19 protein-coding genes and 1 pseudogene are annotated in these 19,497 nt (G+C 42.2%); 16 read left to right on the top strand and 4 right to left on the bottom strand.

What is annotated here, in order from left to right; all coding sequences use genetic code 11:
- Positions 1 to 28: 28 nt before the first annotated feature.
- Positions 29 to 1,651, top strand: coding sequence for a long-chain fatty acid--CoA ligase (locus tag MOJ78_RS16225; protein ID WP_304978372.1), 1,623 nt, complete (start codon positions 29 to 31; stop codon positions 1,649 to 1,651).
- A gap of 135 nt (positions 1,652 to 1,786) precedes the next feature.
- On the opposite strand, the gene MOJ78_RS16220 is transcribed toward MOJ78_RS16225, so the two are convergent.
- A complete protein-coding gene (locus tag MOJ78_RS16220; RefSeq protein ID WP_304978371.1) occupies positions 1,787 to 2,632 on the bottom strand; it encodes a GNAT family N-acetyltransferase in 846 nt (281 codons plus the stop codon).
- Positions 2,633 to 2,758: 126 nt separating this feature from the next.
- Between MOJ78_RS16220 and MOJ78_RS16215 the strand changes: the two genes are divergently transcribed.
- From MOJ78_RS16215 to MOJ78_RS16180, 8 genes are all read left to right on the top strand, one after another.
- Entirely contained in the window at positions 2,759 to 3,076 is a 318-nt protein-coding gene (locus tag MOJ78_RS16215; RefSeq protein WP_304978370.1) for an MGMT family protein, read from the top strand.
- A 340-nt stretch (positions 3,077 to 3,416) separates the two neighbouring features.
- Positions 3,417 to 4,145: an SDR family NAD(P)-dependent oxidoreductase gene (locus MOJ78_RS16210; protein WP_304978369.1), complete on the top strand. Its 729-nt coding sequence runs from the start codon at positions 3,417 to 3,419 to the stop codon at positions 4,143 to 4,145.
- A gap of 1 nt (position 4,146) precedes the next feature.
- On the top strand, positions 4,147 to 5,232 hold the full coding sequence (locus tag MOJ78_RS16205) for an S-adenosylmethionine:tRNA ribosyltransferase-isomerase (protein WP_304978368.1): 1,086 nt from the start codon (positions 4,147 to 4,149) through the stop codon (positions 5,230 to 5,232).
- Positions 5,207 to 5,551 carry a VOC family protein gene (locus tag MOJ78_RS16200; protein WP_304978367.1) on the top strand — a complete coding sequence of 115 codons (345 nt, stop codon included), beginning with the start codon at positions 5,207 to 5,209 and terminating at the stop codon, positions 5,549 to 5,551. The genes MOJ78_RS16205 and MOJ78_RS16200 overlap by 26 nt, the downstream gene beginning before the upstream one ends.
- Positions 5,552 to 5,824: 273 nt before the next feature.
- The gene (locus tag MOJ78_RS16195) at positions 5,825 to 7,033 is read left to right on the top strand and encodes a M24 family metallopeptidase (RefSeq protein ID WP_304978366.1); all 1,209 of its coding nucleotides are present in this window, start codon (positions 5,825 to 5,827) and stop codon (positions 7,031 to 7,033) included.
- Entirely contained in the window at positions 7,034 to 7,495 is a 462-nt protein-coding gene (locus MOJ78_RS16190) for a hypothetical protein (RefSeq protein WP_304978365.1), read from the top strand. It begins immediately after the preceding gene.
- A gap of 25 nt (positions 7,496 to 7,520) precedes the next feature.
- Complete coding sequence (locus MOJ78_RS16185) at positions 7,521 to 8,660, top strand: NAD(P)/FAD-dependent oxidoreductase (RefSeq protein WP_304978364.1); 1,140 nt, start codon at positions 7,521 to 7,523, stop codon at positions 8,658 to 8,660.
- Between the two features lie 14 nt (positions 8,661 to 8,674).
- Positions 8,675 to 9,148: a DUF3830 family protein gene (locus MOJ78_RS16180; RefSeq protein WP_304978363.1), complete on the top strand. Its 474-nt coding sequence runs from the start codon at positions 8,675 to 8,677 to the stop codon at positions 9,146 to 9,148.
- Between the two features lie 86 nt (positions 9,149 to 9,234).
- Here the strand turns inward: MOJ78_RS16180 and MOJ78_RS16175 are convergent, their stop codons facing one another.
- A complete protein-coding gene (locus tag MOJ78_RS16175; protein WP_304978362.1) occupies positions 9,235 to 9,435 on the bottom strand; it encodes a hypothetical protein in 201 nt (66 codons plus the stop codon).
- A 226-nt stretch (positions 9,436 to 9,661) separates the two neighbouring features.
- On the opposite strand from MOJ78_RS16175, the gene MOJ78_RS16170 reads away from it, so the two are divergent.
- From MOJ78_RS16170 to MOJ78_RS16155, 4 genes are all read left to right on the top strand, one after another.
- Positions 9,662 to 10,732 carry a helix-turn-helix transcriptional regulator gene (locus tag MOJ78_RS16170; protein WP_304978361.1) on the top strand — a complete coding sequence of 357 codons (1,071 nt, stop codon included), beginning with the start codon at positions 9,662 to 9,664 and terminating at the stop codon, positions 10,730 to 10,732.
- A gap of 258 nt (positions 10,733 to 10,990) precedes the next feature.
- Positions 10,991 to 11,857, top strand: a complete 867-nt coding sequence (locus tag MOJ78_RS16165) for an AraC family transcriptional regulator (protein ID WP_304978360.1) — start codon at positions 10,991 to 10,993, stop codon at positions 11,855 to 11,857.
- Between the two features lie 163 nt (positions 11,858 to 12,020).
- A complete protein-coding gene (locus MOJ78_RS16160; protein WP_304978359.1) occupies positions 12,021 to 12,575 on the top strand; it encodes a CBO0543 family protein in 555 nt (184 codons plus the stop codon).
- Between the two features lie 153 nt (positions 12,576 to 12,728).
- A complete protein-coding gene (locus tag MOJ78_RS16155) occupies positions 12,729 to 13,547 on the top strand; it encodes a VanW family protein (protein WP_304978358.1) in 819 nt (272 codons plus the stop codon).
- A gap of 80 nt (positions 13,548 to 13,627) precedes the next feature.
- Here the strand turns inward: MOJ78_RS16155 and MOJ78_RS16150 are convergent.
- A pseudogene (locus tag MOJ78_RS16150) lies at positions 13,628 to 14,053 on the bottom strand (RNA-guided endonuclease TnpB family protein); the annotation flags it as partial.
- Positions 14,054 to 14,391: 338 nt separating this feature from the next.
- Between MOJ78_RS16150 and MOJ78_RS16145 the strand changes: the two are divergent.
- From MOJ78_RS16145 to MOJ78_RS16135, 3 genes are read left to right on the top strand one after another with little or no spacing between them, the layout of a single operon-like run.
- A complete protein-coding gene (locus MOJ78_RS16145; RefSeq protein ID WP_304978357.1) occupies positions 14,392 to 14,922 on the top strand; it encodes a sigma-70 family RNA polymerase sigma factor in 531 nt (176 codons plus the stop codon).
- Positions 14,909 to 16,237 carry a DUF4179 domain-containing protein gene (locus MOJ78_RS16140; protein ID WP_304978356.1) on the top strand — a complete coding sequence of 443 codons (1,329 nt, stop codon included), beginning with the start codon at positions 14,909 to 14,911 and terminating at the stop codon, positions 16,235 to 16,237. The genes MOJ78_RS16145 and MOJ78_RS16140 overlap by 14 nt, the downstream gene beginning before the upstream one ends.
- A gap of 27 nt (positions 16,238 to 16,264) precedes the next feature.
- The gene (locus MOJ78_RS16135) at positions 16,265 to 16,759 is read left to right on the top strand and encodes a hypothetical protein (protein ID WP_304978355.1); all 495 of its coding nucleotides are present in this window, start codon (positions 16,265 to 16,267) and stop codon (positions 16,757 to 16,759) included.
- Positions 16,760 to 16,803: 44 nt separating this feature from the next.
- Here the strand turns inward: MOJ78_RS16135 and MOJ78_RS16130 are convergent, their stop codons facing one another.
- Positions 16,804 to 19,182, bottom strand: coding sequence for a M14 family metallopeptidase (locus MOJ78_RS16130; RefSeq protein WP_304978354.1), 2,379 nt, complete (start codon positions 19,180 to 19,182; stop codon positions 16,804 to 16,806).
- Positions 19,183 to 19,497 lie beyond the last annotated feature (315 nt).

Raw genomic sequence — 19,497 nt, 5'->3', positions numbered from 1 at the left:
GAACTCACATTAAAAGGAGGAATTCACTATGATGATGAACATTCCACTCACATTGTCGGCAATGGTCGAGCACGCGGAAAAGTATTTTGCGAAAAAAGAGATTGTATCAAGGACAGCAACTGGTATTACAAGGTTGACATACGGCGAGTCTTGTAAGCGTATTCGTAGGTTGGGGAATGCACTGACGAAGCTTGGAATGAAGCAAGGAGATCGGATTGGTACGTTTGCATGGAATCACCATCGACATTTGGAGGCTTATTTCGGTATCCCTGGAATGGGTGGTGTATTACACACGATCAACATTCGCTTATCTCCTGACCACATCTCGTACATTATCAACCATGCAAAAGACAGGGCATTATTGATTGATGCAGAGCTTTTACCATTGATTGAAAACGTGAAGGACGAGCTGACAACGGTTGAAGCATTCATCATTATGACCGATGAGGATGAACTTCCTGAAACGTCGCTTAAGAATGTATACCATTATGAACAGCTGCTTAAGGAAGCGGATGATCGTTTTGAACTTTTAACGAATATTGATGAAAATGCGCCTGCTGGGATGTGTTACACGTCTGCGACAACAGGGAATCCGAAGGGCGTCACCTATACGCACCGGGCGATTGTTCTCCACTGTATGGCGTTAGGGCTTGTGGATGGTGGTGCTATTTCTGAGTCAGACGTTGCGATGCCTGTCGTGCCGATGTTTCATGTAAATGCATGGGGAATCCCATTTGCGGCGTTATGGTTTGGAACGAAGCAGGTACTGCCTGGTCCTATGATGACACCAGCCGTTTTAGCGGAATTGATCGAAAAGGAGAAGGTAACGATAACAGCAGGAGTTCCAACGATTTGGATCGCACTTTTAAAAGAGCTCGAAACTGGAAAATACGATACGAGTAGTTTACGAGCGGTTCTATGTGGAGGTTCCGCTGCTCCAAAAGGTATGATCAAAGCGTTCGAGATAAAGCACAGGATCCCATTCATTCACGCCTATGGAATGACGGAGACGAGTCCGCTTGTGACACTGTCCAGGTTGAAGAGTTACCAGACCGATCTGGAAGATGAGGATCGCTTGGATGTCCGCAGTAAACAAGGCTATGTCGTTCCGGGTGTTGATATGAAGGTAGTCGGTCCGAACGGTGAGGTGAAATGGGACGGCAAAGAAATGGGTGAGTTGTTGCTGCGTGGGAATTGGATTGCAGATGAATATTTTGAGGATGAACGAACAGATGAAGCGTTCCGCGATGGTTGGCTGCATACCGGTGATGTGGTAACGGTTGATGAGGAAGGCTGTATTAAAATCGTCGACCGGACGAAGGATTTGATCAAAAGCGGTGGCGAGTGGATTTCATCGGTCGATCTCGAAAATGCTTTAATGACACATGACGGAGTTTTTGAAGCTTCTGTCGTTGCCATCCCGCATGACGAGTGGCAGGAGCGGCCGATTGCTTGCGTTGTGTTGAAGGATGAGGCAAAGGATAGTGTAACGAAGGAAGAATTATTGGACTTTTTAAAACCGCAATTCGCGAAATGGTGGCTGCCAGATGATCTCTTGTTCATGGATCAAATTCCGAAAACGTCCGTCGGGAAATTCTTGAAGCGAGCGTTACGGGATCAAGTAAGAGAACTTATGAAAACAACCTCGTAAGTTGGGAAAGGGGGGGGATAGATCGAGTTCGTGATCTATCCTTTTTCGCACGTTAAGAAAGTATAAATACATTCTAAGGTCAACTACGACTCTGCTTTCGCTTAAAGGCTCGGCAATGGCCGAGTTTTCTTAATGTTATCTAACAAATCTTCTGTACACATGGGTGTTTTGAAGAGGCTTGAAGCCGAGAGAATAGTAGAGGTTTTCAGCCGATTCGTTCCCTTCCATGTAGCAAATCCGAATGACGTCATTCCCCCTGCTCAATATTTTATTCATACCATATTGAAGCGCTTTTTTGCCGTAGCCTTTTCCTTGATAAGAGGGAGCGACCATTAGATTATCAATTGTTTCCTTTCCAACGGTTACGGATGCTATGATGTTGTCGTTGTCTAATGCTAGAAAGATATTTTCCTTGTTTTTCGCATTTTGTGTTCGATCCTCTTCAGTTAGCGGGACGAGGTAAGGCTTGATGTCATTTGATTTTTGGATTTCATGATAGCACTCTTGTTTGATCTTTCCATATTGTTCGTAGTATTGATCTTCGTATTGAACAAAATCGAGATCAACCTCAGGTAAAGAATTACCTATGTAGATAAGTTCAGGCGAACCCCACCATTTGTGAAAGCCGAGTTTTTCACAAAAAGGGGCTGGATCTTGGATATCCACTCGAACATAGGCATTGAGAACATCAAGTTTCTCTGACTTTATATAGCCCATCAACTCATTGTGGAGAGCAGTGCCAATCCCATGTCTTCTGGATTCTGGCTCAACGTACAGCTTGAGTTCTGCCACTTTTTCATTGGCTTCATTGTCATAAAAAGTTGCATAGGCAAATCCCCTTAGTTGATTGGCGGCATAAACATAAATTGTTTTTGCATTGTTATGAATCTCTTCAACGTTGTCCACTTCATAACCAGTATCGATGCTATTGATCAAATCCTGAAGATGATCTTTATCTTCCAATCGAAATTCTCTTATCATTCTCGAACACTCCTCTGTTTTACATACATTCTCGTTCTCTTCACTTTTCTCCTTGTTGAAAAGGTGGTTTCAAACAATGCTGTGGCTTATACTTGACTAAACATACTGAAAAACAAGGAGTGGACGATGACTCCATTTACGAAAAATGTCATAAAAATTATAAAAGGAATTCCTGAGGGTAAAGTGATGACGTACGGGCAGATTGCGAGGCTTGCTGGCAGTCCGAGAGGGGCAAGGCAGGTCGTTCGGATCCTGCATTCATCCAGTAAAAAGCATAAGCTTCCATGGCATCGAGTGATCAACTCAAAAGGAGAGATCGGTTTTCAACACGATGAGCCATTCAACGTTCAAAAGCTTTCCCTGCAGAGCGAAGGCATTGAGTTTATTGCTGAGAACAAAATCGACCTGAAGCGGTATCAGCTTCACCCGGATGAAGAATTTTAAATAAGCGATTACACTACTGTGGTCGTTTTCCTTTTACTAAAACAAAGTCCTTTTTTACTATGCGTGGACGAAATATTGGCTTTCGTGACTAAAATGAATGCCTTCAACTAGAAAAAAGTCTCGATTGGTCAAAAAGCTACTAATTTGAAGCGACTTTGTTAAAAATCGCTCTATGCCAACGAAATTTCATCTACAACTAAAGTCTGAATGAGGTCGTACGCATCTTGTAGGGCTTTTTTTGTATGGAAAGTTCAATCCACGTCCCGACGATACCGAATTGGTTCTGTTTTACACTGAAATCACAATAGAAAAATCAACCAATCAGAAGGAGTGATTTCAAATGAATAGAAAGCAAGTTGTGATGATAACGGGTGCGTCAATGGGTCTTGGAAAAGCAGTGGCAAAGGCGTTTGCGAAAAAAGGTGTCTCCCTCGCCATTTGTGCTCGAGGGGAAGTCAAGTTACAGGAAACGGCACATGAATTAGAAGCACTGGGGGCAGATGTTCTTGCGGTTACGGCCGATGCCTCAGATCCTCGAGATATTGAGCGATTTATTTCCCTCGCTGAATCAAGCTTTGGCCAGATTGATGTCCTGATAAACAACGCATCGATGCTTGGTCCGAGTCCGATGCCTTGGCTAGCCGATTATCCAGCAGATGATTTTTCAGAGGTTTTAAAAGTGAATGCGTTCGGTCCGTTCTCTGTCACGAAGCGGGTGCTGCCGGGAATGCTGCAGCGCGGTGTCGGTTCAATCATCAATGTGACGTCAGAGGCAGGAAATGTAGGGTATGCAGGTTGGGGTGCGTATGGTGTTTCGAAGTTTGCGCTTGAAGGATTGACCGAAATTTGGGCAGATGAACTCTCAGATAGCGGTGTTCGCATCAATATGGTCGATCCAGGGGAAATGGATACGGAAATGCACGACCGAGCCGTTCCAGATTGTGATTATGAACTGGCGAATCCGGAAGACCTTACCGATGTTTTCCTTTATCTTGCATCCGATGAGTCGACCGGCACCAATGGAAAAAGATTGGAAGCACAAAACTTCACAGTAGGAAGCAGGGATTGAGATGGCACTTGCTGCTAAAGATCCGATGAAATTTGAACTGCCCAGTGAGTTGAATGCAGCTAAACCAGCGGAAAGAAGAGGAATAAGAAGGGACCATGTTCGTCTGATGGTCTTGGATCGAAATTCTGGAAACAATCAACATGATCAATTTTACAAATTGGAAAATTATTTGAACGAAGGTGATTTGCTTGTGCTCAATACGAGTCGGACTCTGCCATCCTCTTTTTCGGTGGAGATAAGGCGCGCCAGCCGCTTGATGGCCCCTGAGGCTGAAATCCGACTGGCACAGCGAAAAAGTAACTCCGTTTGGAAAGTGTTGGTTGTTGGCCAAACAGTGAAGCAAGGGGATGAGTTGATTTTTTCCGGAAGCCTTCGAGCGCGGGTTTGTTCGTGCAGCACCAAATCTCCGCTCGTGACCGTCTCTTTTTCAAAAAGAGGGATTGCTTTGTATGATGAGCTATACAAGCTTGGTGAGCCGATCCGCTATGAATATATTCATGACAATTGGCCGCTCGAATACTATCAGACGGTGTATGGGACGGTTCCAGGTTCCGTTGAAATGACTTCCGCTGGCAGGGCGTTCAGTTGGGAACTGCTTTCTCGGCTAAAAAAGAAGGGCATTCAGATTGCGCCAATTACGCTTCACACTGGGCTCAGCTATTTTCTGAATGATCAATGGAAGGTCGGTCCTGCTGACAGCTTGGAGGAATATGAGGTTCCTGGAGTAACGGCTGATTTGATTCGGAAAACGATAGCGGGAGGCGGTCGTGTGATTGCGGTCGGGACAACGGTTGTACGTGCGCTTGAATCTGCCGTCGATGGTTCAGGAAATCCTGTGCCGCAAAAGGGCTGGACGAATCTTCACGTGCATAGTGATTTTCAGTTGAACGTAGTCGATGGACTGATTACAGGCTTTCATGAGCCGGAAGCGAGCCACCTTGATATGCTGTCGGCATTTGTTTCACCACATATTTTAAAAAATGCTTATCAAGAAGCTGTTCACCGCCAGTATCTTTGGCACGAATTCGGAGATATGAACCTCGTTTTGGGAGGAAGTGCCGATGAAACTCCATCACTTGGGCATTGAAACGAACAGCTTGGAGCGCTCGATATCCTTTTATAAGCAGTTTGGTTTTAAAGTGGAATCGAAACTAGAGCTGATGGGGGAGACGATCGTATTTCTTCAATTGGAGGAATTCAGGCTGGAACTCGTTCAGGCTGACTCATTAATCGACCAAGCGACCTCGATTCATTTCGCATTGGAAGTAAAAGATGTAGATGAGGTTCTATCAAACTGGAGAGATCATCTTATTATCCACGAAGGACCCTATAACCTTGAGAATGGCTGGAAAACAGTGTTCATAACAGGTCCAAGCGGTGAGGGCATTGAGCTTTTACAAACTTAAAGAAAAAAACGAGGTTGGAATCAAACCTCGTTTTACTTTTTTTTTATGTTTTTTGTACCGGTTCGGCGTTTAGATGGGAAAGTTCAGCGGTTAGAGTAAAAAGTTCAGCGCTCACATTCTAAAGTCCGGCGCTCATTTATAAAACTTCGGCGGACTAAAGGATGACCATCCAATTTTACGCATGTGTTAACGCCTTTACAGTCAGCTTATTCCGTTTTCCGATATACTAATTTAAAAGATTTGGATTCTCATGGGCTGGGAGTGAAAGAACGTATGGATAGAGGCAATCCTCAGATTGTAAAAGAAAAACTAAGCAAAGCTGTCGAGCTTTTAAACGAAAAGAACATTGATACGTGGCTGGTGTTAAGCCGACAAGGTTCGGACCCATGTCTACCCTTTGTATCTGGCGTCGATTCAGAACAAACCTCGGCTATTTTCATTAATCGCAATGGACGGCACGAGGCCATTGCTTCTGAAACCGACTTCGACTCTTATTGTGCCACCCAATTGTTTTCAGTTGTACATCGGTATGAGGACACTATGGATACAGTGTTCAACGACGTCTTTAACTTAATCAATCCAGAAAAACTTGCACTGAACATTTCGCTCCACGATCATCTTTGTGATGGATTGACGCTTGGAATGTACAAATGGCTAGAAAGCGTCGTAGGAAGTGAAAAACTCGCGATTATTGAGGTGTCCAGTGAACCGATTCTAAAAGAGCTGCGCAGTATCAAATCACCTTCCGAAATTGAAGCAGTTCACAAGGCAGTCAAGAATACGACTGATGTGTTTAACGAGGCGTTTTCACAAATGAAAATCGGCATGAGCGAAAAGGAGATCGGCGCTCTTTTTGTAGATGGAATGAAAAAGAGAGGGGTTTCGAATGGTCTTGGGGACCCGTTCGATCCACCGCTCGTATGCATTGTCCGTTGTGGATTAGCACACCGTAAGCCCGGGGACCACATCGTCGAGCCGGGGGACATCGTGATTATTGATTTCAGTCTTCGTTGCAATGGGTATGTATCGGACATCGCTCGTACGTGTTACTTTTTAAAACAAGACGAAGTACATCCGCCTGATGATGTGCAGCATGCGTTCCAAGCCGCCGTTCAAGCCATAACACAATCGATTGAAGTACTCGTTCCAGGTTTAAAAGGTTACGAGGTGGATGCAGCAGGGCGTAGCTGTATTGAATCCCACGGTTATCCGACGATCCGTCATTCAGTCGGGCATCAGGTCGGACGAGCTACTCACGATGGAGGAACGATTCTTGGTCCTCGGAAAAATCCTTCACGACCTCAGGTGGAAGGGACGATTCGTGTCGGTGAAATTTATGCGATTGAACCGACCGTCATTCAAGATGACGGGCTCCCATGTATCCTAGTTGAGGAAAATGTTCTTGTCACCGATGACGGTCCTGTCATTCTCAGTGAACGTCAGCTCGAACTGGTCACGATTCCATACAGAGGGGTGAACTAAGTGGATTACTCAATTCAAAAAGAAAGACTCCAAGATGCCTCCCAACTACTTTTAAAACAAGGAATAGACGTATGGATGATCGTAACGAGTGAGGGGAGCGATCCGTGTCTGCCGATCGTGACAGGGGTCGAAACCGTCGGACTCGGTGTTTTTCTCATTACGAAAAATAATGAGCGAATCGCAATCAGCAGCACGATTGATGCACAAGACATCGTTGAAAGCGACCTGTTTCATGAGGTGAAAACCTACCAGGGGAATGCAGAAGAGGTGCTTCAAGAAACGATTCGAATTATAAAACCCGAACGGATTGCGGTCAATTATTCACAGGAGGATCCCGTTGCGGACGGATTGACGACCGGCCGCTTTAGGTGGCTCAAACAAACGTTAGACGATATTTATCCGAACGAATATGAATCGGCGGAACCAATTTTACAGCAGCTAAGAAAGATTGAGTCAACATGATTTCAGCAGGGATGGAGTGAAACGTATGAAAGCAGAAGTGATTATTGTTGGTGGGGGGATCATTGGCTGTTCAATTGCTTTTTTCCTTGCCAAAAATGGGCAACGTGATGTTCTTGTCATTGACAAAGGCGGTATTGCATCTGGTGTAACGGGTATTTGCCCTGGTGGGGTACGACAGCAATGGGGCACTGAAATCAATTGCGAAATGTCAAAAGCATCGGTAGATTTTTTTCAACGGATAAATGAGGAGCTTGAGCCTGAGCATCCGATCCATTATCGTGAAGTCGGCTACTTGTATACGTTTCACAGTGAGCAGACTCTAGAAAACTATCATTCCCAGCTCCAGATTCAACACGAGTACGGAATTCCAACTGAAGTTCTAACACCATCTGAGGCGAAAGCCATCATCCCTCATTTGAATATTAATTCAGTCGTTGGTGCTTCCTTTTGTCCGTCAGATGGGTTCGTTGATGATGCTTATCATGTGACGAACAGTTTTGCCGATGCTGCTAAGCGGAGTGGTGTTCGTTTTATAAACGATGAGGTTATCGGTGTTGAAAAAGCAGGAGATCGAATTACCGGCGTTCAATGTAAAAAGAGAGGCAAGATCGACTGTGGAGTCCTCGTCAATGCTGCTGGGCTGGGCTCGAAACATTTAGCTGAAATGGCTGGGGTCAACCTACCAATCGAGGAGGAAACAAGAAGAATATTATATACGAACCGGGTTGAGGAACGGGTACTTGAACCACTGCTCGTTTCGTTTGAAAAAGGATTTGCCGCGAAACAATTGACCGATGGAACCATCTATCTAAGCTATCTTGGTACCGATTTAAAGCCACCCTACGATTCTTTTGATTTTCAAGTACGAGCAGCGGAGGTAGGGATCGAGCTGTTTCCTAAATTAGCAGAGTTAGAGTTTCGTAGCCATGTCGATGGACGGTATGATTCTACTCCAGATCACCAAGCGATATTGGGAAGCGTAACCAGCTTAACAGGTTACTACCAAGCGATTGGAATGAGTGGACATGGCTTCATGATGTCACCAGCAATCGGACGAGCGATGGCGGAAATCATCTTGGATATCCACTCCACGATTGATGTGTCGTCCTTACATTTTCGCCGTTTTGAAAAAGGTCAGTTAATCAAAGAACCGAGTGTCGTATAAAGGGGGAATTGAATTTGCGTACATTTATCATTGAATTTCCGAATGAGGGAGTACAAATTCGTGCGGAATTATTAGAGGAAAAGGCACCTAAGACGTGTGAAGCGTTTTGGAAGGTCCTTGAGGTACCATTACATACATCTGGAAAACACGCCATGTATACGGGGAAAGAAGTATCGGTCCAGTTTCCAAGAGAACTTTGTGAACAAACGGCTCTCCATGAGGTTGCCCCGGAAAATCAGACGTGCTTTCCGCAACCAGGTGAACTTCTTTTTACCTATGTTGGCCCTTATGCATGGGGAGGAATACCAAGCCCGATTTATGATGTCGGTTGCTTTTACGGACCAGATGCACGAACGTTTTTCCCGATGGGTTGGCTCCCAGGGAACCGATTTGCGATGGTACATCGAGATGATCTCGAAGCCTTCGCAGAAATGGGAGCAAAAACAGGAACCCACGGTATCCAGCCGATGACTTTCCGGAGGGCGTGACTGCCTTGCTTCCGTATTTAATATGGCATGAGTACTTATAAAAAAAGGAGCCATTTATTGGCTCCCGTGACTTTTAATTATATTGATCATCCACCTGGATAGTGTTCTCTTTCATGAGATTCCATGCTACCTTGTAATGACCAATAAAGTTGAACCAGTTGACTTTCATACATAAAATGTTGTTTATAAAAATGAATGTGTCTTTCTGGATCTCTGTGTTCATAAAACTTTGCTAAAGTACCATACAAACTGGTCAATTGAAGAAGTCTGACCAAACGTGGATCCATACCTATTCCCTCCCGTTATGTCGTTATGGCTAACATATGCGGATAGGTATTTTGTGTATAGGCAATAGTCCATTTTCCAAATGAAGACGTGTATAATTATATCGATTCTACTCCTAGTTGAAAGGATAATTCAACTAACTGTTGATAACGATTTATACGATGCTGTGATATGATTTAGTCTAACAGGGCGCACTGTTCAAACTTTTAGAACAAAGGAAGGGTGCACATGCTTAATACAAAATTAATCGGATCGTATATTTCGAGTTTAAGAAAAGAGAAGGATATGACCCAAGTTGAGCTTGCCGATAACGTTAACGTGAGTCATCAGGCTGTTTCAAAGTGGGAAAGGGGTGAATCTCTTCCTGATATTGAAACCTTGATTGAACTTGGAAAGCTGTTCAGGAAATCGGTAGACGGTCTACTTAGCGGAGGGCAAACTGATCAGGGCTTTAAAAATACCGATTCGTTTGTCCGCGAATTGTCAGCAAATCGTCTCGGTAAAGCTGCAGACTTGATCAACAATGGCGAAACCAAAGTGGATGGATTCGTTTCCATCGCTCCTTTATTGAAGGCGAGTACCATCGATAAGATCACTGGACATTTGACAGATCAAACACTGACTTTAGAACACCTCGTCGAATTGGCGCCATTTTTAGAGCAAACATCTTTAAGTGAACTCATTGAGAAAGTTGATAACGAACATATGTCCAAAGAACAAGTGATCTCAATCGCTCCATTTGTGGATCGTGAAACGTTAAAAAACTTTGTGAATCCAGACGAGAACACGATGAATTTAGAAGAAATCATTAGTATTGCCCCTTTTTTAGGTGATAATCTTGACCAATTAGTACTTCAAACTGATCTTACTACTTTGGAGTTTGATGATATCAATGCTTTAGCTCCTTTTGCTACAAGTGAGGCACTAGTAGATTTAATTGAAAAGGCAATAGCCGAACCATTGACACTAGAACAAAACATAAGGGTTGCACCGTTTCTAGATGACCATGCAGATCGTTTTATTCAACAAGCTGCAATTGATAGAGTTACATGGGATGAGCTGAAAGACATCGCCCCGTTTATTAAAAAGGACACTCTTGCAACGCTTGTAAATAAAGCTTCGTTAGAAAAGGTATCATTTAGATCTCTCATTGAAATCGCTCCTTTTTTAGGTGATCAACTTGAACCTATACTAAATGAAATCGAGGTCAACGAAATTACTCCAGATATACTCGCTGAAATCGCACCATTCGTAAGAAAAGAAACGTTAGCGAGGTTGATGGAAACCTTTACAAAATAAACTAGCTGGAAGGTATCCAAGAGTGAACACTCCTGGGTACCTTTTTAAATGTAAGTTACTGAACAAGCAGGTTGGTTATTAAAAAACGCCACGTAGATTCAAGAGGAAGTAAAGTTTTTTTGTGGAAGTAAACGAAGGGGTTTTACTGAAGAGTCAAATTAAACAATAGTTAGAACCAATACACTGCCATAAGTAAGCAGAAAATGACAGGATGAAATGAAAGAGCATTGGTAGTATCTTGATAAGGGAGTGAGCAATATGGCGTGGGTGGAGTCATTACAGAAGGCGATCGATTATATGGAAGAGCATTTATTGGATGATATCAAAATTGAAGATATCTCTAAACGAGCAAATGCATCGGCCTTTCATTTTCAACGTACTTTTACGATATTGACTGACGTTTCTGTTGGTGAATACTTGAGACGCCGACGTTTAACATTAGCTGCACAAGATTTATGTAATTCGAACTCCAAGGTAATTGATCTTTCCTGCAAATATGGCTATGACACTCCCGAGGCTTTCTCCAAAGCATTCCGTAGACAACATGGTATATCACCAAGCGAAGCGCGAAAGTACACGGGAAAGCTGAAATCTTATAACCGCCTAGTCATTAAGGTGAGTCTAAAGGGAGCTGAACCAATGCAATACAGAATTGTCGAACGGGAAAGTTTTCAGGTCGTAGGAATCAAACAGGAATTTTCATATGCGAATGAGGAAAATCTGGACGGCATTCCGAAAATGTGGGATGAGCTTAACCTAAGTAGAACCGATCAACGATTGTTCAAGTTGAACAATGGGCAGATTAAAGGGGTTCTCGGTGTATGTGTCGATAAAAGTAGTGACGGGTCTAAGCTGATGGATTACTGGGTAGCGACCGAATACGATGGCGACACACCTGATGGATTTATGAAGCTTGATATCCCTGCATCGAAATGGGCAATTTTTGAAGTTCACGGTCCAATGCCGGATGCCATGCAAAATGCCTGGAAACAGATTTTCTCAGAATGGTTTCCATCCAGCGGCTATGAACTCGCTAATACACCGGAATTAGAGGTGTATTCCGATGAAGATCCATCAAGTCCTGATTTATATTCAGAAATCTGGATACCGGTAAAGAGTAACTGAGGAACCATCAGGTAATATATACTAAAGAAGCGTGTGGTTCAATCGAATCACATACTTTTTTTATATGAGTCTCAATACTTGGTAAACTAAAGCATCCGTTACATCTTATCTCGAATTAGAAACAAAAAAATAGGAACAATAGTAAATATTGGAGATGAAATGAATGGATGGATTTCAAAAGGAATTAATCACCTTACAAAAAAAATACGCTACTTTAGCAATTGAAAATTGGTTCTCTGTATCAGTATTTACTTGGAGCTGGTGGTTTCTTGTTTTCGGTTTAATCTTACCATGGTTAATCTTCATTAGATATCTAGATAGGAATAGAGTCCTTCATATTTGGAGTTTTGGTCTATTGGTTATCATTATTACAACCTTTATTGATGACTTAGGGAGTGAGTTGGGTTTGTGGATTTATCCTATTAAGTTTATTCCTCTAGGTCTATTAGCATATCCATTTGATTTTTCAATCTTGCCGGTAGCTTACATGTTGGTATATCAATGTACTAACACATGGAAAACATTTAACATTTCTCTTTTTGCTCTTGCCATTATTTTTGCATTTATAGGTGAACCTATTTCAGTTCGGATGGGGATTGTTGAATATGTGAATTGGGACTATATCTATTCATTTGTTTTCTATATTTTCACTGGCATAATAGTAAGGGTTATTATACAAAAATGGATCGATATTCAAGAATCAAGAATCGTTAATTAAATACTCCTTACTCTATAACATAACGTTGAAGTCACACATTTTAGCATATGGGCTAATTTTTCAGCAGGACATATATTCAACAACGTAGAACCATTTAAGAGCTAACTATAAATGTTTCACTAGTTGTTTAAAGAGAAAAGTTGGGGATAATTGATGATTACGGAAAAGCAAAAGATGCGTTCAGACCTGCGATTAGCGTTAGGGCGAACCTTTTACCGATCAAAACGATACTTGGAATGGTTGAAAAATTATCAGATGTTTGCGAGAACGATAGAATCCGAACCACTTGACTACAAAATTGCCGGGCATCATTCGCCAATTTTTCGTAAACTGAAGGATGTAGACATGTGGTATCAGCATAATAAGGCTACGAATCTTAAACTAGCAATCGAAAATCTTAATGGATTAGTTGTTAATTCTGGAGAAACGTTTTCCTACTGGAGACAAATCGGGAAACCGACAAAGCGAAAAGGATATTTACCGGGGATGATTTTGACGTTCGGTAGCTTTAAACCAGGGGTAGGAGGAGGGCTTTGTCAGTTATCTAACCTGATCTACTGGATGACGCTTCATACACCATTAATAGTCACTGAACGCCACCGCCATAGCTATGATGTTTTTCCCGATTCGAATCGTAAGCAGCCTTTTGGAAGCGGGGCCACGTGTGCATATAATTATTTGGATTTAAGAATTTACAATCCTACTGATCAACCGTACCAGCTTATTTTAAAATTGAATGAGAAGGATTTAGTAGGAGAATGGCGGTCTGCGGCTCCGAGACTTTATAACTATGAAATCTATGAACAGGATCATCGAGTTTCCCCCGCGATTTGGGGTGGTTATATTCGTTCAAATAAAATTTATCGAAAGACGAGTAACCAGCAAGGCCAATGCGTTGACGACGAGCTGATCACAGAAAATCACGCACGGATGATGTATGAGCCATTGCTGCAAAGTAGTAATGATTCTTGAACTACCCGCCACTTAGCACTCTTACGAGTCGCTTGAAGTAGGGGATTCCTAAGAACACCAGCGCACCCGCCGGTTATGGATTAGGCGATCCCCGCAGTTCCTGCGGTTAATCGTAAGGCTTCCTTACGAAGATTCATACTTGCGTTAAGATCTCGATCATGATGCGTCGTGCATTCTAGGCAGTCCCACTCACGTAATGCAAGATTCTTAACGTCTTTATGACGGTAGCCACAATGTGAACAAAGTTGGCTGGATGGAAACGTCTTGGATACCACCACGATCTGTTTGCCGTACCACTTTGCTTTATATTCAAGCATGCAACGGAATGTTGACCCACTCACTTCACTTATGGCTTTGGCGAGGTTGTGGTTCTTAAGCATATTAGATACCTGCAAATCTTCCATCCCGATAAGGTCGTGGTTTTTGACGATACGGGTAGAGATTTTATGCAAGTAATCGTTTCGTGCATTTGTAATTTTCTCGTGCATTCTGGCAACGTTAATCCGTGGCTCTATGAACCAACATGGTTTCCACCCCCCTCTGAACCAAACGTTTGTTCCTATTATATCATAGGGTTTCATTTTAGAGGTAAAAAAAAGTAGCGATTCCAAGAAAAATAGCTGAATAATTAGTCGGATAATTGAGATGGCAAGATCCATCCCTTGTCCGAAGGCGATTCATCCCCACCCTACTCATTGGGCTATGCCCTTCCCATTCCTTGAGGATGGGGTATTTGTTAAAAGGTTGCATGCTCCGTATATGCAATCTTTTTTTATTTCTTAAAACTTTTTCAGCATCAGCTGTGTCATAGTTATATAGAGAGAGATCGTCAGGGGGAGTAGGAATGGACGAGGATATCGTGAGAAAGGCACAAAAAGGGGATGAACAGGCATTTTTTCTAATCATCCAATTATATAAGAATGACCTATATCGAGTTGCTTACCGTTATTTTCGCAATGAACATGATTCGCTCGAGGCGATTCAGGAAACCACTTTTCGAGCATATAAATCGATTCATAAGGTAAAAGAGCCAGCAAAAGTGAAATCGTGGCTAATCCAAATCACATCAAACTATTGCTTAAATGAAATTCGGAAACGGAAAAGGCTTGTATACTCTGATTGGATCATTGAGCAAAGTGATGAAGCTATAGGTATGGATGTAGATGAAACCTTGTTCTTGGAGAGCCATATTTTTCAGCTGAAGAAAAACCTTCAAAAAGTCATTTTACTGAAGTACTTTCAAGGTCTAACATTAAAAGAAATTTCATTTACGTTGAATAAGCCTGAGGGAACCGTAAAGACATGGTTATACAAAGCATTGAAGGAATTGCGTAAACGAATGGAAAAGGAAGGTGTCGTCGATGAAAGAGCATAACATAACGGCCCCTAAAGCAATCGATCAATACATACAAAATGGAATTCACAAAGGTAAGCAGTATAAAAAAAGGAAAAGGCAAGGATACACAAGTATGATTGCGACTCTTGGATTGGCACTCTTGCTTGTCACTTGTATAAAGGTTTCTCCTGCTTTTGCAAATGCTGTACGCGATATTCCTGGCCTGTCGGCAATCGTCGAGTTGATTGAAGGCGATAAAGGGCTGGAAGATGCGGTGGAAAACGACTTTATCCATCAAATAAACTCGAGTGACATCCATTCGGAAATCACGTTTTCCATTGACCACATTATTGTCGATCAGGCGAGAATGATCCTTTTTTACTCGATCAAGACTGAAAGAGAGCATAATTTTCTGTTTTTAAAGGATTTGGAGTTATTTGGCGATGGAGAGCCGCTCATGGCGAGTATCAGTTATGGTGCACCGAAGGAAAGTGTAGATCTCCAAAAAAATAAACAAATGAACGGTAAAATCGTTGCAACTTTTTCTGATCAGATAGATGTACCTGATGAACTTACCGTTTCAACACAATTTAAAGCTAGGACAATACAAAACAAAATTCCAGATCAAGGTAGTATACTTGATGCAGCATGGAAAGTTAAGTTTGCAATTAATGATGAATGGTACAAGAATACTAGAGAAGAAATTGCCATTGATAAAGAGGTGAAAATCGATGGACAAACGATGCATTTTGAAAAAGCAGTCATCGATCCGACGTTAACTGCTATTTACGTAAAGTTTGATCCTCAAAATGAGATGCAGCTGTTCACATTTGACGATTTAAAAATTGTCGATGACAGCGGTGAGGTGTGGAGTCCACCTGACGGACTCGTCTCAACTGGTTCGGATGATAAATTTATCCTTTATTACGAAAGCCCACACTTCCGTACGCCGAAAGAATTGTATTTGAAGGGCAGCTCCATCCGGGCAATCGATGAAGACGAACAAACGATAGTGGTGGATCTCACAAATAAAAAGCTCACAAAAGCGCCGAGCGACGGAAGAATCCAACTGAAGGATTTGCAGGTGGTTGGAGACCGAGTAGAGCTTGAGTTTGCTGTAAAAGTTGAACCGCAGGATGAATATCACATTTATGAAATTTTTAATCAACAGCCAATTAACTTAGATTCATCGGTTCAGCATGGTAGGACCTTAAAAACTTGGCAAAAACCAGAAGAAAATAAGGTTGTTCATAAATTTTCAATCAATAATCCAGATCGTAAAACGAAAATTGTTTTAGAATTAAAAGATTATCCAAGTCGCTTGGTAGAACCTTTTAAAATACAGGTTAAATAACTTTGTCTAAGAGTCTAAGGGGGCTTTATGAAAAAGGTACTGATAGGTTTTGTGATGCTAGTGGTTTTAATTGTCATCTATTTAAAAATCGGACTTCCTTGGGAATATTGGTCGACAAAAAGTGCTTTCGAGGATCACCTTGAACAATATGATGAAAAGATGGTTTTAGATGAGATCCGATTCGATTTCATGCACGGGAATAGGTATCACGGAACTGCATATGTTGAGAATAATCCTGAACAGCGTTTTCATATCGGGGAATTAAGAAATGCACAAATTGAAGACGGTTATGAATATGAAAAATTGCATAGGAAAGCTAATAAAGAAATCGAAGCGATAATAAGAACGTACTTACCAGAATATAAAAGAGTGGGTGTCGAACTAGTTGGTTTCAAGGATCGAGAGCTTGAGATCAACGTCACGATATCGGAAGTGGTCTCTCAACAAAAAAAAGATAAAATCCTAAAAGCTATTGAGAGCAAAGGCTATTATACGAAACAGTTATTTTTTCAAACGAATTGAATAGAAGAAAAGAGGATGACAATTTGCAGTCATCCTCACCTTTATTATTGAATTTTAAATGAAGCTGAGTTATAGTTAGTTGCATTTCCGCTTGGATCGTAGTTCTTTTCAACGTTTCCGGCAGCATCCATTGCAAACCAATTAACAGTAGTATTTTCTTCAAATGCGAACGTTTCAGCGCCTTCGCGGGTTCCGTTTATTTGAACCTTGTTCGATTCGAAGGTTGGTTTTGAACCATCCAAAGTGTAGAAAATGGTTGCTGGCTCACTGGATTTAAAAGAGATTTCAACTGAATTCTCATAGTTTCCCTTTTCAGGTGTAATGCTTGATCTCGGTGGCTTTTTGTCTTTTGCAAATTGATAAGCGACTTCAAACAAGCCTGTCATACCGTTTGCAAATTCCATCGCTTCGGCATGTCCTTCTTCAAAAGGAGGCTGGAATCCGACTCGTTCCCAATCGTTCTCTTCCTCATTCCAAATATCCGCGCCAACTTCGAAATCCCACGCGTAAATCCCATAGTCGTACCAAAGGGCATCAGCTGAATTTCCTGCGGCAGAATAAAGGACATCAGGGATCGGACCAGTACGACTTGGAAGGATTACCGTTCCTCGATATTTTTTTATTTCGTCTAAAATCGTATTGGAAGCTTGCCAGAAGTACGCCTCTTCACCAGCTGTTGGTCGAGGGAGTGGTACCCTGTTTTCATCATACGATCCTGGAGGCCACATGAAGTATCCACCATAGCTATGAATATTCATTCCAAACTGGATGTTCGGATTTTGCTCTGCTAACCAGATCAAGTTTTGTGCTTCAGGCTCAGACAATTCTTCAGGTCCTGCAAATACGGCACTTGTGCAATTGGTTGAAGCACCAATATTGCCATCGTATACAGAGCCTACTGTATGATTTCGGTTCAAGTCAACACCCCAATAATTTCGGGCGTAAGGATCGGTGTATGGAGTCTCGACACAGTGGTTGGTCATGTTTTTCCGTTGCCAGTTGTAGTCATACATACTGTAGTGAGCGCCATCTGGATTTACGGTCGGTACGATAAAAATATCCAGATTGTTTACGAGTTTACGTGTTTTGCTGTCGGTCGCGTAATTTCGTAGTAAACGCTCGGCTGTTTCAATCGATACGAGTGGAGTCACCCATTCCCGTGCATGTTCCTGTGAATAGGCGAGGACGCCAACCTTGGATCCATCACGATGTTTCCCGATGCGAATTGCTTTTACCGTGTAAGGATCCCGTGATATAGAGTCAGGTGCACTTAGATTATTATCAAGCTGTGAAGAAGTTGCAGAAACGACTCCATCTCCTGCATATTCTCTGAATGTAGCCGCACTTACAAGGTTGCTGGCCTCATCGTTAAGTACTCCTACAACATCGGCAGCTGAACTGCTGATTTCTCCGTTGTCATTGGTAGCAAGTGAAACGGTAATCGCTTGCTCCTCTACTTCAACAGAAAGAGCAGCGTTATCTTCCGCTGGATTCGTAAGGCTGACGGTTATGTCATTCCCACCTTCATGCCCCCATTCACTAGAGGTAACAACGACCATCGAATTAGGCTCATCACCGAGTACAGCTTGTGCTTTCCGTCGATATCCGTTCGTTTGATTCGGGAGCTCTACGATTTCAGCTAACTCGGGATATTCTTTTGCAAGCTGTTCGATTCGGTTGGTCACTTCTGTCGGATCCATATAATGATCGATAAAATCCTGGACATAGTGTTTATTTCTGTGATCCGGCTTTTCCTCATCGATCCATTTTGTGACATTGGCAGTTGCAGAACCGCCAAGGCTGCTTTCAATAAGGATTTGGTCCGGTACTTTGTCGATAGGAATAAGCAACTTGTGATATAAGTATTCTCCCATATCATCAAGTCTTTGGAGAGTAGCTTCCTCCTGGCTTGAATTCCATGATGCAGTCAATGTAACACCTTTAGATTCACCGGCACTCGTCTTTACTTCCAGATATAAGAACGTACCAGAGTAGTTTTCAAAGAAATTGGATCGTAAAACCTTAAGGGTGTCCTCTTCAGCAGTGACTTGAGTTAAGTTTTCAACTTTTTCCTGACGTTGAGCAATCCGTTGCTCGGCTTCGGCTTTCGTATAGACAGTCTCGAATTCAATGCCTTTGATTCGAAGTTTTTGTAATTCGGAAGGTGTTACGATTGCATCTACTTCAAGGGAACCATCCTCATTCCGGTGGACGTGTTCTGTCAGGTCAATTCCCGAAGCGACGAGTTTGTCCAGTTCCAATTGGTTTGGAACATGAATCGAAACAAGGGCTGCCTTTTCCTGAAATTTAAAGGTTGTACTTTCGGTTGCACTTGTTACATTGGAATTCCAAAAAGGAGTCGCGATTAATAATGTTGATAGGATTACAAACATTATCGTCGTAAATCGTTTCATCATACCCATTTATAAATTGCACCTCCAAAGATTTGTATCATTAAAAGTCAAGGTCAGCTCCTTTCCTTCGGGTTACGAAACATTGTAAAGTATATTGTCTGAAAATTGTGTCAAATAATGCAATAAAGTAAATCGCCATTTTAATAGAAATGATTGGTTAGTTAGGAAATGGGAATCAAATAACATGAAAAAGAGAGGCTCCGGATGGAATAAGCGTGTCGAACTTTATCAAAAAAACACAAATTTTTGTGGGAATTTAGGAGTTTGGTAGTATCCTTTAGCAAATTGACGATCGACGGCCAAGGAAAATGGAACACGTTTGAA

This window comes from Alkalihalobacillus sp. AL-G (assembly GCF_030643805.1).
Taxonomy (GTDB): domain Bacteria; phylum Bacillota; class Bacilli; order Bacillales; family Fictibacillaceae; genus Pseudalkalibacillus.
Note: the sequence above shows the minus strand (reverse complement) of the source record. Positions and strands in the feature narration are given on the sequence as shown.